The organism is Bacillus sp. FJAT-49736 (genome assembly GCF_018343615.1).
Classification (GTDB): Bacteria; Bacillota; Bacilli; order Bacillales; family Bacillaceae_C; genus Margalitia.
The window spans coordinates 390,349-403,172 of sequence record NZ_JAGYPI010000001.1; the positions used below are offsets into that span (position 1 = coordinate 390,349).

General features: G+C 36.7%; 18 protein-coding genes. 14 read left to right on the forward strand and 4 right to left on the reverse strand.

What is annotated here, in order from left to right; translation table 11 throughout:
• Positions 1-169 precede the first annotated feature (169 nt).
• From yjbM to KHA87_RS02115, 3 genes are read left to right on the forward strand one after another with little or no spacing between them, the layout of a single operon-like run.
• Positions 170-817, forward strand: a complete 648-nt coding sequence (gene yjbM / locus KHA87_RS02105; RefSeq protein ID WP_213092455.1) for a GTP diphosphokinase — start codon at positions 170-172, stop codon at positions 815-817.
• Positions 818-853: 36 nt separating this feature from the next.
• The gene (locus KHA87_RS02110; protein WP_213092456.1) at positions 854-1,648 is read left to right on the forward strand and encodes an NAD kinase; all 795 of its coding nucleotides are present in this window, start codon (positions 854-856) and stop codon (positions 1,646-1,648) included.
• 48 nt (positions 1,649-1,696) lie between these two features.
• Complete coding sequence (locus tag KHA87_RS02115; protein ID WP_213092457.1) at positions 1,697-2,575, forward strand: RluA family pseudouridine synthase; 879 nt, start codon at positions 1,697-1,699, stop codon at positions 2,573-2,575.
• Between the two features lie 239 nt (positions 2,576-2,814).
• Here KHA87_RS02115 and prpE read toward each other — a convergent pair whose 3' ends face one another.
• Positions 2,815-3,555, reverse strand: a complete 741-nt coding sequence (gene prpE, locus KHA87_RS02120; RefSeq protein ID WP_213092458.1) for a bis(5'-nucleosyl)-tetraphosphatase PrpE — start codon at positions 3,553-3,555, stop codon at positions 2,815-2,817.
• 281 nt (positions 3,556-3,836) lie between these two features.
• On the opposite strand from prpE, the gene KHA87_RS02125 reads away from it, so the two are divergent.
• The 11 genes from KHA87_RS02125 (at position 3,837) to KHA87_RS02170 (ending at position 10,932) form a co-directional block, all read left to right on the forward strand.
• Positions 3,837-5,699, forward strand: a complete 1,863-nt coding sequence (locus KHA87_RS02125) for a monovalent cation:proton antiporter family protein (protein ID WP_213092459.1) — start codon at positions 3,837-3,839, stop codon at positions 5,697-5,699.
• 95 nt (positions 5,700-5,794) lie between these two features.
• On the forward strand, positions 5,795-6,574 hold the full coding sequence (fabI, locus tag KHA87_RS02130) for an enoyl-ACP reductase FabI (protein WP_213092460.1): 780 nt from the start codon (positions 5,795-5,797) through the stop codon (positions 6,572-6,574).
• 118 nt (positions 6,575-6,692) lie between these two features.
• Positions 6,693-7,046, forward strand: coding sequence for a DUF1360 domain-containing protein (locus KHA87_RS02135; protein WP_213092461.1), 354 nt, complete (start codon positions 6,693-6,695; stop codon positions 7,044-7,046).
• Between the two features lie 62 nt (positions 7,047-7,108).
• The gene (locus tag KHA87_RS22325) at positions 7,109-7,243 is read left to right on the forward strand and encodes a hypothetical protein (protein WP_283249404.1); all 135 of its coding nucleotides are present in this window, start codon (positions 7,109-7,111) and stop codon (positions 7,241-7,243) included.
• A 240-nt stretch (positions 7,244-7,483) separates the two neighbouring features.
• The gene (locus KHA87_RS02140) at positions 7,484-7,957 is read left to right on the forward strand and encodes a sporulation protein (protein ID WP_213092462.1); all 474 of its coding nucleotides are present in this window, start codon (positions 7,484-7,486) and stop codon (positions 7,955-7,957) included.
• Positions 7,958-7,972: 15 nt separating this feature from the next.
• On the forward strand, positions 7,973-8,449 hold the full coding sequence (gene spoVAC / locus KHA87_RS02145; RefSeq protein WP_213092463.1) for a stage V sporulation protein AC: 477 nt from the start codon (positions 7,973-7,975) through the stop codon (positions 8,447-8,449).
• Positions 8,450-9,466 carry a stage V sporulation protein AD gene (gene spoVAD, locus KHA87_RS02150; RefSeq protein WP_213092464.1) on the forward strand — a complete coding sequence of 339 codons (1,017 nt, stop codon included), beginning with the start codon at positions 8,450-8,452 and terminating at the stop codon, positions 9,464-9,466.
• 23 nt (positions 9,467-9,489) lie between these two features.
• Positions 9,490-9,846 (forward strand): stage V sporulation protein AE, encoded by a 357-nt coding sequence (gene spoVAE, locus KHA87_RS02155; RefSeq protein WP_213092465.1) that lies wholly within the window; start codon positions 9,490-9,492, stop codon positions 9,844-9,846.
• A 99-nt stretch (positions 9,847-9,945) separates the two neighbouring features.
• Complete coding sequence (locus tag KHA87_RS02160) at positions 9,946-10,098, forward strand: YjcZ family sporulation protein (protein ID WP_213092466.1); 153 nt, start codon at positions 9,946-9,948, stop codon at positions 10,096-10,098.
• Between the two features lie 261 nt (positions 10,099-10,359).
• Positions 10,360-10,620 carry a sporulation-specific transcription regulator SpoVIF gene (gene spoVIF / locus KHA87_RS02165; RefSeq protein ID WP_213092467.1) on the forward strand — a complete coding sequence of 87 codons (261 nt, stop codon included), beginning with the start codon at positions 10,360-10,362 and terminating at the stop codon, positions 10,618-10,620.
• 84 nt (positions 10,621-10,704) lie between these two features.
• On the forward strand, positions 10,705-10,932 hold the full coding sequence (locus KHA87_RS02170) for a hypothetical protein (protein WP_213092468.1): 228 nt from the start codon (positions 10,705-10,707) through the stop codon (positions 10,930-10,932).
• Between the two features lie 23 nt (positions 10,933-10,955).
• On the opposite strand, the gene KHA87_RS02175 is transcribed toward KHA87_RS02170, so the two are convergent.
• The 3 genes from KHA87_RS02175 to KHA87_RS02185 all read right to left on the reverse strand — a co-directional run bounded on the left by KHA87_RS02175 (position 10,956) and on the right by KHA87_RS02185 (position 12,741).
• Entirely contained in the window at positions 10,956-11,378 is a 423-nt protein-coding gene (locus KHA87_RS02175; RefSeq protein WP_213092469.1) for a GNAT family N-acetyltransferase, read from the reverse strand.
• 5 nt (positions 11,379-11,383) lie between these two features.
• The gene (locus KHA87_RS02180) at positions 11,384-11,893 is read right to left on the reverse strand and encodes a YjcG family protein (protein WP_213092470.1); all 510 of its coding nucleotides are present in this window, start codon (positions 11,891-11,893) and stop codon (positions 11,384-11,386) included.
• A gap of 125 nt (positions 11,894-12,018) precedes the next feature.
• Positions 12,019-12,741, reverse strand: a complete 723-nt coding sequence (locus tag KHA87_RS02185; protein WP_213092471.1) for an alpha/beta hydrolase — start codon at positions 12,739-12,741, stop codon at positions 12,019-12,021.
• Positions 12,742-12,824: the final 83 nt, after the last annotated feature.

A 12,824-nucleotide genomic window follows, 5' to 3' on the forward strand; every position in this document is an offset into this window, starting at 1 on the left:
ACGGTAATATTTCATTCGCAATATCCATCTAATTTAAGATATAATAAATGTTGAAAAAATAGGGATAAAAACATACATTAGCACGTCTTTTTATGATAAGAGCCTGCAATGTTCTTATTTAGGATCAACTCTGGAAAAATGATAAATGAAACAAAGGGGGTTATGCCTAATGAATCATTGGGATCAATTTCTAGCTCCGTATAAGCAGGCAGTGGATGAATTAAAGGTAAAGCTAAAAGGCATGAGAACGCTTTTTGAACAGGAACATATTCATTCACCTATTGAATTTGTGACCGGAAGAGTTAAACCAGTCTCCAGTATTTTAGATAAGGCAACACAGAAGGGAATACCTCTCGATCGATTAGAGCAGGAAATGCAAGATATCGCTGGCCTTCGAATGATGTGCCAATTTGTGGATGATATAAAAAAAGTCGTTACATTATTAAGACTGAGAAATGATTTTAATATTATCGAAGAACGAGATTATATTACACATAAAAAATTTAGTGGATATCGATCTTATCATGTCGTCATTGAGTACCCAGTTCAAACCATTCATGGAGAGAAAAAAATACTTGCGGAGATTCAAATTAGAACGTTGGCTATGAATTTTTGGGCTACTATTGAACATTCACTTAATTATAAATATCGAGGTCAATTTCCGGAGGATATAAAAATGCGGTTACAAAGAGCTGCGGAGGCAGCCTTTCTTTTAGATGAAGAAATGTCCGAAATCCGGGAAGAAATTCAAGAGGCTCAAGCTTTTTTTACAAAAAATAAAGAAAAAATTAAATCAAATAAGGATAACAATGATTAAGTATTGGGCGTGTTGTGTGAAAGGAAGGTGTCATATTTGAAATTTTCGATAACATCAAAAGGAAATGCGCAATCGAATGCATTAATGCATAAAATTCGTACATATTTGCAGGATTTTGGTTTAACTTATGATGAGTCCCAGCCTGATATCGTCATTTCAGTTGGCGGAGATGGTACTTTGTTGTATGCTTTTCATCGGTATAGCTCCAGACTGGATAAAACGGCATTTGTGGGTGTTCATACAGGACATCTAGGTTTCTATGCGGATTGGGTTCCAGAAGAAATCGAAAAGCTTGTTATTGCCATCGCAAAAACTCGTTATCAGGTTGTTGAATATCCAACATTAGAGGTTATTATTCGTTACCAGCATGGTGGAAAGGAAACTAGATATTTAGCATTAAATGAATCCACCGTAAAGTGTGTGGAAGGTACACTAGTAATGGATATAGAGATCAAGGGCCAACATTTTGAACGCTTTAGGGGAGATGGCCTATGCCTCTCCACTCCAACAGGGAGTACAGCTTATAATAAGGCGCTTGGTGGCGCCATTATTCACCCATCATTACAAGCAATTCAATTAGCGGAAATGGCATCAATTAATAATAAGGTGTTTCGTACTATTGGTTCACCTCTAATTTTACCGTCTCACCATACATGTACATTAAAGCCTGTTCGGGAACAGGACTTTATGATTACCATTGATCATTTAACATTGTTGCATAAGGATGTGAAATCCATCCAATTTCGTGTAGCAAATGAAAAAATTCGTTTTGCAAGATTTAGGCCGTTTCCTTTTTGGAAGAGGGTTCATGACTCGTTCATTTCCGATTAGGATATTTCCGTTAACGCTTCTAAAAAGTATTTATTGTGGAGGGGTTATGTGACACCATTTAGCCTTCACTGGGTAATTGAAAAAAAAGATGATGAAAAATTCATTAAGCATTTTTTATCAGAACATGATATTTCCCGGAGAGCATTAACAGATATTAAATTTAATGGCGGTTTCATCAAAGTAAATGGTAAGGAGGAAAATGTCCGATACAGGCTCACATGCGGCGATTCATTAGAAGTCATATTTCCAGCCGAAGAACGAAGTGAGTCCTTGATCACCGAAGATATTCCCTTACAAATCATTTATGAGGATCCATATATCTTGGTAATAAATAAACCTCCTTACATGAGCACGATTCCTTCCAGGGAACATCCGAGCGGAAGCTTAGCAAATGCGTTAATGGGCTACTATCGGAGGAATTCCGTTGAATCATCAGCTCATATTGTCACAAGGCTGGATAGAAATACATCCGGTCTCGTGCTGATTGCAAAGCATCGCCATATCCATCACCTTTGCGGTCTAATGCAACAGGGTAAAAAAATAAAGCGTGTATATCAGGCTTTAGTAGAAGGTGTATTTTTTGAAAAAAGTGGAACGATTGAGGAGCCGATCGGTAGAAAAGAGACGAGCATTATTGAAAGAGAAGTCAGGCAAGATGGACAGTATGCTTGCACCCACTTTGAGGTACTAAAGCAGTTTGAAGATTTTTGCCATATAAAATTGTGGCTAGAGACAGGCAGAACACACCAGATTCGGGTACATATGTCTTTTATTGGCCATCCATTGTTGGGAGACGAACTATATGGTGGTCGAACAGACCGATTTCGCAGACAAGCGCTTCATTGCAGTAATTTACAATTTATCCATCCAGTGACGAAGGAAGAAATGCATTTTCATAGCGAGATTCCAGAGGATATAAGGTTATAGAAGCAGCATCGTATAATGACGGTTGCTGCTTTTGTATTTTAATAGGAGAGTTTTTTTATGTTTGGAAAAGGGGAGGAAGCTGTTTAAAATAAACATGTCTATATAGCATTTTTCTTAGATAAGGTAGTTAAATGTCTATTAACGCTTGCTTGAAAATAAGAAATTTTTCTTAGATTAGAATAGGGAAATTCCCAATAGCACCTGTTGTCAATAAGACATTTGATATCCTTTGCCTTTTATTAAGAATCAAAAGTATTAAATTTTTCCGGTACGAACGGCATGGAAGAAGGGACTGATACTATTTCCATTTCCGGATACCTTAAAGCAGTAAGCTTTCCGCCAAAGACAGCTCCGGTATCGATATTAACTGTGTTCCCAACAAATCTAGGCTCTGATACAGGTGTATGGCCGTAAACAATGGTCGCTTTACCATGATACTTTTTTGCCCAATCTCTTCTCACCGGTGACCCATCCTCATGTTTTTCTCCAGTGATATCGCCATAAAGGACAAAGGTTTTTACCTTACTGTTTATTTTTCCGATATAATCCTCGCGAATTCCTGCATGAGCAATAACAAGCTTGTTTTGATTCAACTGCAAATAAAGCGGAGAGTTTTCGTACAATTCGAGGAAAATATCTCGAAAATAATTTCTTTCTTCCTCCGTACAAACGGATAGTTCCGCTACCGTTGTTTCAAGACCATGAGTAATTTGTACCTTGTTCCCTAAAAAATAGCGGTATAATTTATTGCAATGATTGCCCGGTACATAGTAGGCGAGCTGCTTTTTCCAAAGCTGATATACGGTTTCCATAACTTTCAAAGAATCGGAACCACGATCCGTTAAATCTCCAACAAATCCAAGCTTCCGCTTCGAAGGATGAACAGGTATCCCCTCATCCCACACATAACCTAGCTTTAATGTCAATTGTTGAAATTCACTAAAGCATCCATGGATATCTCCTATAATATCAATTTTCATATATTTCTCCTTTTTGTGTAAAATTATAATATTAGTCGCCTATTTGGTAGCTGTTGGCGTCACTTAGTATTTGAAATATTCCATTTGAATAAGGTTATTATTAGCCAAAAGAGCAGAATCTTGTTAGGATAGAACAAAACAATTTTTTGTTATGATATAAGATTTGCCGAAATACCGAAATGATTCAACGGGGTATTCGCATATGTACCCTGTATTCACGAACCAGAATGGCACTTGCTTAATTCTATATTTTAATAAAAATTCAAGAAGGGAGAGGAACAATGGTACACACGTCTGTTGCTTCGTTATTAATTGTAATTGTCGCCGCTTTCCTGACCCCTATTTTATTACATCGTTTTAAATTGCATTTCATACCAGTTGTTATTGGTGAAATTATTGTAGGGTTAATCATTGGAAAAAGTGGATTTGATTTAATTGAAAAGGATACCTGGCTTAACACGCTTTCTACATTAGGATTTATTTTCTTAATGTTTTTAAGTGGGCTTGAAATAGATTTTTCGGCATTTGTAAGTAGTAAAAAGCGGGCTTCTTTGCCGAATGGCAAGCCAGAGCCTCATCGGTTAAAGACAGCTACTCTTATTTTTATCGGGATATTTATTGTTTCTGTATTACTATCTTATGTATTTGTTTTAATTGGCTTTGTTCATAATGTTTTCCTAATGACATTAATAATATCAACGATCTCTCTTGGTGTGGTAGTCCCTACATTGAAGGATGCACATATCATGAAGACTGCTATCGGGCAAATCATCTTATTGATTGCGGTTATTGCAGATTTAGTTACAATGATACTATTAGCAGTCTTTGTTTCCCTTTCAGGAAAAGGGGAGGGGAATATGTGGCTTTTATTAATTTTGTTTGCGGGTGGAGTGCTGTTATATTTTATCGCCAGGAGATTTAAGAAGAGGTCTTTATTTAAAAAGCTTTCCACTAGCACCGTGCAAATAGGTACAAGGGCTATTTTTACATTGATTATTGTTTTAGTTGCTTTATCGGAATCTGTTGGAGCTGAAAATATACTAGGAGCATTCTTAGCCGGGACACTTGTGTCTTTGTTAGCGCCAAATCAGGAAATGGTTCGCCAGCTTGATTCCTTTGGGTACGGGTTTTTAATTCCGATATTCTTTGTAATGGTAGGAGTGGAGTTAAATATTCGCTCAATGTTAAGCGATCCGAAGCTGCTGTTATTCATTCCGCTGTTAATGATAGCATTCTTTATTTCAAAGATTATCCCAGTTTTTCTTTTGAAAAGGTGGTACGACAATAAGACGGTTGTTTCATCTGCATTTTTACTTACATCAACGCTTTCATTAGTTATCGCAGCATCGAAAATAGCGGAGCGAATCGGTGTTATTTCGTCCAGTATGAGCGGAACGCTAATATTAGTAGCAGTTATCACCTGCATTATAACACCAATTATTTTCAGAAAGTTATTCCCGAAAGAAAACACACAGGTAAGGAAGTTGAAGGTTTCGCTTGTGGGAGCCAATCAGCTCACAATGTCTGTAACAAGGGAATTAAAATCCTCCCTATATGCTCCAACCCTGTATCACACAACTTTAGACAAAGCAGAAAACCAAATTGCCGATTCCCTTTTTGATATTAAGGAAATTGAAGATTATGAAATCCACACGTTCGAACAAGAAGGAATATTCACATCCGATATTGTGGTTATTATGACAGGAAATGAAGAGTTAAATGCAAGACTTGCCATAATGACGAAAGAAAAAGGTGTGGAACGGGTCATTGCACGAATTGAAACCCCTAGTCTAGAAGAATCAATGAAAGACGATAATGTAGAGGTATTCTCCACATTACTTTCTACACAGGCATTATTAAGGGCATTTATCGAATCCCCTCACATAATAAACTTGTTAATGAATAAGGAAACCTCCTTGTTTGAAGTGACCATGTTAAATCAGGATTTTGAAGGAATGACATTAAGAAGATTTCCATTCACAGGTGATATTATTTTCGTACGTATTTTTAGGGGGAATGATTCCATTGTTCCACACGGGGATACAGAGCTTCATTTGCATGATCGTTTAATAATAACCGGTTCCAAAGAATATGTAGATGAACTAAAACGTGAGCTGGAATTTTGTGAGATTCATCCCGGATAATAGGCAAAATGAAAAAGATTGTTTCAAATATAGTATCAGATGCTAAAACCAGGTATAATAAAAATTAGAAACTACTAAAATTATTGGAGGAAACAATGGAAGATTTATTAAAGCTAAAAGATAAGAACATAGTTGTTATGGGTGTTGCCAACGAACGCAGTATCGCTTGGGGAGTAGCCCAGTCTTTACACAAGGCAGGTGCGAACTTAATTTTTACATACAGATTAGAGCGTTCCCTCGGGAAATTAACACAGCTGCTTGAAAAGTATAATTATCCATCATGTATGGTAGTGCAATGTGATGTAAATGATGATGAAAGCGTCCAAAAGGCTTTTAATGAGATTGGTGAAAAAGCAGGAGTCATCCACGGAATCGTTCACTCAGTAGCGTTTGCGCATGCAGAGGATTTAAAAGGCGACTTCATTGATACTAGCAGAGAAGGATATGCGTTTGCACAGGATACTAGTGCTTATTCCTTAGTAGCAGTTTCAAAAGCAGCAAGACCGTTTATGACAGAAGGCGGCTCCGTTGTAACAATGAGCTACCTTGGAGCAGCACGTGCAATTCCTGGATATAATGTAATGGGGATTGCAAAAGCAGCACTTGAAGCATGTATGAGATATTTAACATTTGATTTAGGAAAAGATAATATCCGCGTAAATGCGATCTCTGCAGGTCCTATTCGTACATTAGCTGCAAAGGGCGTGCCTGGATTTAATGAAATTATGAAGACGATTGAAGAGAAAGCACCATTGAAGAAAAATGTAACACAGGAAGAAGTAGGAGATATGACGCTTGCACTTTTAAGTCATTTATCAAGAGGGGTAACAGGCGAAGTTATCTATGTGGATTCCGGTTATAATATTGTAGGATAAATATTTGTTTGTAAAAAGCTGTATTCTTTTGAATACAGCTTTTCATTTTTTTAGATAGGATTAAAACAAAAGCCCTTCGCATATTCATGTAAAGAGATGAAAAAAAGAGGGGAAGAAAGTGATACATTCATGGTTATTATTAATATTATTTTCCTTAGCCGCTTTTCGGCTTACAAGACTTATTGTATATGACAGAATTACTGATTTTATCCGTCGACCTTTCCACGAGGAAATGGAAGAGACGGATGAGGATGGAACAACAGTCACATATATTAAAATGAAGGGAAGTGGATTAAGGGCTTGGATCGGTGAATTATTAAGCTGCTACTGGTGCACTGGAATTTGGTGCTCTGCATTTATATATCTCCTTTGGTTTATTTCTCCTTCAATAGCGGAGCCTCTTATCATTTTATTAGCTATTGCCGGACTTGCCGGGATATTGGAAACAGTTGTTTCAAAATGGATTAACTGACACTCACACCGCTTGTTTTAACATATTATAGTTAAGCGATTACCCAGCAAGAGAGGATGAGAATGATGAATATGAAAAAACCTATGGTGAAGGCGCCTGTATATTATCCTTCCTACGCAAAACCAATGATGAATATTCCTAATGGGAAAATGGTGAAAAAGAAGAACTGTGGTTGTGGAAATAAGAAAAGAAAGTGAACAGGCAAAAATAGGATTGCCTGTTTTTTTTTTTTCTATAGGTATAGAGCAAATAATTTCATTATCTTAAAAACAATAATTTTAATGAGTCTTCCGTATATAAAACGTATCCTCAGTGTGCTGATCGTTTTTGCCCTTCTGTTTATCTCCTTTAATTTCCATTCCAACTTCTCTCATAAAATGCTATTTTCAGCTAAAAATATACTTTAGACAATTGATTATATAAGAGAGGAATAATGTATGAGAAAAGGGTACAAATACATTTTCATAAGCATTTCCATCCTGTTGCTTCTGTACGGCTGCAGCAATCAAAACGACAATAAAAAAAGTGGTATGGCATTAATTAAAACAACGCAGCCAAAACCGATGAAACTGAGTAACACCGATAACGTAACCTTGCCCACCAAAGTGAAAAGAGAGGTATCTGCAATAAAAGAAATATACGATGTTGCGGTTATTGAAGGGAACAAAACAATATTAGTAGCATATAAAGTCAAACACTTATATCGGTTTCGAATGAAGGGTATTGAAAAAAGGCTAACGGAACGTTTGGATAAGGAATATCCTGATGAAAAATTTGTTGTTTCAAGCGATTATAAAATTTTTCTGGAAGCAGTACGGCTTAAAGAAGCTCTTGATTCTAGGAACATTTCCAAAAAAGAAGCGAAAAAACGATTTGATAATATTGTGAAATTAAAAGAAGAATTAACCTAGAAGGTGTGAGTGTAAATGGCAAATAAAAACAAAACAAAAACACCAGAACAAATTCAATATGATCAATTACAAAAAAAGCATGAAATAAGACGACCTGTCTTAAAAAATTGTATCCGTGCATTTTTTATTGGAGGCTTAATTTGTTTAATAGGACAAGCGGTTACATATTTTTATATTTATTTCTTCAACTTCACAGAGCAGACCGCCGGTAACCCAACGGTAGCAACAATGGTCTTTTTTGCGATGGTGTTAACAGGGTTTGGGGTATATGACCGAATCGGGCAGTTTGGAGGAGCGGGGAGTGCGGTTCCTGTAACCGGATTTGGAAATGCAGTAATTTCTGCAGCGATTGAACATCGAACAGAGGGCTATGTGCTTGGAGTTGGTGGGAATATGTTCAAATTAGCTGGGTCTGTAATATTATTTGGTGTCTTTTCGGCATTTATTGTTGCTCTAATAAAAACAATCCTCATGACATGGGGGGGATTTTAAATGTTAACAGGCTCTCAGTCATGGATTTTTAACAGCAAACCGGCAATTTTATCAACCGGTGTTGTAGGGGGGCCATTTGAGAAAAATGGAAATCTTGCAAATGATTTTGATAAATTTCATGAGGATCTTTGGATGGGACAGGATTCTTATGAAAAGGCGCAGCGCATTCTTATTGAGGATGCAGTTGATATTATTTTAAAGAAGCAAGGAATAAAAGAAGAAAAAATTCAGTTTTTTATCACAGGGGACTTAATAAATCAAATTACACCATCCAGCTTTGCAGCGAGAACGAATCAAATTCCTAATCTAGGCTTATTTAGTGCCTGTGCTACTTCGATGCAGGGATTGGCACTTGCCGCCTTCATTATTAATTATCAAGGCGCTGACAAAATAATCACTGGTGCATCCAGTCATAATGCATCAGCAGAAAAACAATTTCGCTACCCTACAGAATATGGAAGCCAAAAGCCTCCGACAGCACAATGGACTGTAACAGGTGCAGGATTCGCATTAGTTGGCTCGGGCAATGAGGCAGCGACACCACAACCGCGAATTATCTCGGCGACGGTAGGGAAAGTAATTGATTTAGGAATTTCTGATCCGTTTAATATGGGGGGAGCAATGGCACCTGCAGCAGTTGATACAATTGAGAGACATTTACAGGACCTGCAAGTTGATCCATCCTATTATGACTTAATCATTACAGGGGATTTAGCTACGATTGGACGAAATGTTGCATTAGAGCTGTTTCAACAAAAAGGTATTCCTATAAGCGAGGAAAAATTCCAGGACTGCGGTTTACTCATATATAAAAAAGATCAGCCGGTGCAATCCGGTGCTAGCGGTCCGGGCTGTTCTGCAACTGTCCTATACGGGCATCTTCTAAATCAAATGAAAAGTGGAAAATTAAAAAGAATATTAGTCGTGGCAACAGGTGCATTATTATCACCTCTATCCTTTCAGCAGAAGGATACGATTCCATGTATTGCTCACGCCGTTGCTATTGAGTATATATAATTTCAAGCGAAAGGATGAGCTAGATGCTGGCAATGTTTTTTTGGGCATTTGTGATAGGCGGAATAATATGCGTGATTGGTCAATTATTATTTGATGTGGCGAAACTAACACCCGCCCACACATTAACTTTATTGGTTTCTATAGGTGCTGTACTGGCAGGTTTGGGTTTATATGAGCCATTGATAGATTTTGCCGGAGCGGGGGCAACGATTCCAATCACGAGCTTTGGTAATTCCCTTGTGGAGGGGGCGATGAATGAGGCTCAGAAGCATGGTCTGGTAGGAGTATTAACTGGAATGTTTGAAGTAACCTCCTCTGGTATCTCAGCCGCAATTATTTTTGGCTTTATAGGTGCATTATTGTTTAAGCCAAAAGGCTAGGTTCATGTGATAAATATAATGGGATTTTCCCATTTGCCCATACACATTTATACCACCTTACATACTCTATATTGTATAAAAAAAGTGAGGTGAGTATGAATGTTTGGCTATGGCGGATATGGATACGGATATGGCGGTGGCTGCTGCGGTTATGGCGGATATGGATATGCAGGTTGCGGCGGCGGCAACACATTCGTGTTAATTGTTGTGTTGTTCATTTTATTAATTATTGTTGGAACATGCTTTTTATAATCGGAATTCAACATGAGAAATGGAGTAAACATTGTGTTTTTACTCCATTTTTTTTGTTGGCAGAATTAATCATGAAGACAAGACATACTGAGCGAAAAACAAAAAGGAAATGTTCTTAATAACGATTTTCCTTTTTAAAGATTTTCCTCATAGATCAAGTCTTTAAACCAATCCTTTGCCACCAATACTGTCCGCCTTTTTCTTTCACCATTTATGAATGTGTTACATAACATAATGTAGTTGAAAGGGAGGGCGAGACGAATGGATAATCCATTATTTAAGAATATCGAAAAGAAAACTGGCGTGAATATGAAGGAAATCCTGGAATTAGCCAATTCATTACAAAATGCCAATTTTAAAGATGAGAGAACCGTTCGCGGAATCATTAAAAGAGTTTCCGAAATTGCAAATAAGAAGGTGCCGAAGGAACTAGAGGATAAGCTAGTAAAATCAATTATTCAAGATGGAAAGAATTTAGATTTTAACACATTATCTAAAATGATGAATAATCCTAAAAAATAAAAATGGTTAAGGCTTGCATAGAGCAAGTCTTTTTCTATGCACAAAAACATAAAATATCATATCAGGTAGGATGGGGGGATAAAAATGGGATATATTTTACCGCTTTCATTTAATCACAATAATTGGAAGATAAAGTGGGGAATGTTGAGAATAAAAAGAGTAGAAAAAACAAAACTGTTAACAAAACAAAGGGAACAATTTCTGAAAAAAAACAGCTCTACAAAAAGAAGTGTCTTACATGATTTAAATGTTTCCTCTTATACATACTTTCAATTAACAGGTAAAGGCAGGCTCATTAATTTAAAAATATAAAAAAACGCCCAAAACGGGCATTTTTATAATGTTTTTTCCATGGTCTTATGCGGAATTCCAGCATCCAGAAATTCACCAGAAATAATTTCGTAGTTTAATTTTTCATAAAATGGAATGGCATGAGTTTGCGCATTTAATTTCAATTTTTTAAGGTTATTTTCAGAAGCGTACTGCTCGATCGCTTCCATGATGACTTTACCTGCACCTTTTCCTCTGTAGGAAGAGAGCACGCAAATTCTCTCGACCTTCCCTTTTTCATCCACGATTCGAAAACGACCAGCACCAATTGGTTTTCCTTCGTCATATAAAACAAAATGTGCAGCATCCTTTTCATACTGGTCAATTTCTTCCTCTTCAGGTACCTTTTGTTCTTCTACAAAAACAATTTTGCGAATTTGAAAAGCATCTTGTAGTTCATCCTCTGATGTAACTTTAACTATGTTCACTTGTGTTATTCCTTTCCTAAATGATATGTCTCATAAACAGTCCATGCCCCATTATCAAGCTGATATAATAGATGAAAACGATCAATAATCTCTTCATGGTTAATACCAAGCATTCTTAGTTGGCCAAACACATCAGAATGCTCATCATTAGATAGCTTTTGTCCAATCGTAATATGCGGGACAAATGCATACTCCTCGTTACCAGGCAGTTCTTCCTGTAAATTTTTATGCAGATTCATAAGTTCTGGTGAAGAATCCACTTTGAAATAGATGGTGTTGTTTACTGGTTGGAAGGAGCTAACCTTAGAAATCTGTACATGTAAGGGCTGGTGGTTTTTTGCAATCTGATTAAGCTTTTCAGAAACCTTGTCAATTTCTCCATCAGATAATTCAAATGAAGCTTTTAGAGTTAAGTGTGGAGGAATAAGTGCATAATGGGGGTCATATCGCATTCTGTATGAATTTGCAAGATCTTGAAGTTTTTTAGATGGGAACATTGCTATTCCATATTTCATAAATGTACCTCCTTGTCTAATTTTTTACCATATGACTATTATAACAAATATTCTAATAACTTCATATAGCCCAATAGAATGATTAAGTAATACTTTATTCATTGGGCTATATCAAAAAATAGGTATTAAAACATATATTTTAGAGCTCTTTTAAGATCAGGCTGCCAATATTTCCATGTATGATCGCCTTCAAATTCTTCATAAAAGGATGAGAACCCTTTTTGATCAAACAAGTCATGTAGCTTTCGATTTGGAGTAAGAAAATCTTGAACCTCGCCATTTGTCGTTTTTACTTCTGTTTCACCTTTTCCGATAATATGGTAAACCGAAAGAAGCGATGGATTTGGATGGTTTTCAACTGCGTTCAGCACTTTATCATCCACCATCGGAGATTGCAAAATGACCTTACCGAAGATATTCGGGTATTTTGCAGCAGTCATTAATGAAACAGTTGCTCCTAATGAGTCACCAATCAATGTTCTCCCCATTCCCATATGGAAAGTTGGATAATTTTGATCTAAATATGGTACCAGCTCATGTGCAAGAAACCGTATGTAGGCATTATTCTGCTCCCCATCCGGATGATATTTTATCCGCCGATCGTGTACATTTTTATATGGAATTCCCACGATAATTAGATTTTCTACCTCATTATTTTCTAAAAGCTCATCTGCAACCCTTGCAATTCTGCCAAGCTGAAAATAATCCTTTCCATCCTGAGCAATTAATAAATGATATTTATACAAAGGTGTAAAGATTGCAGGCAAATAGACTAGGATTGTTAATGTTTCCCCTAATTCCTGACTATCAAACGTAATTTCTGTAATGGTTCCTTTTGTTGCAGCCATTAGTGAAATCCTCCAATTTAAGGTTGTAAACTTAATGGCTATATTTTACCATAGTTCGATTGTAAATGTTTACAAAGTATATT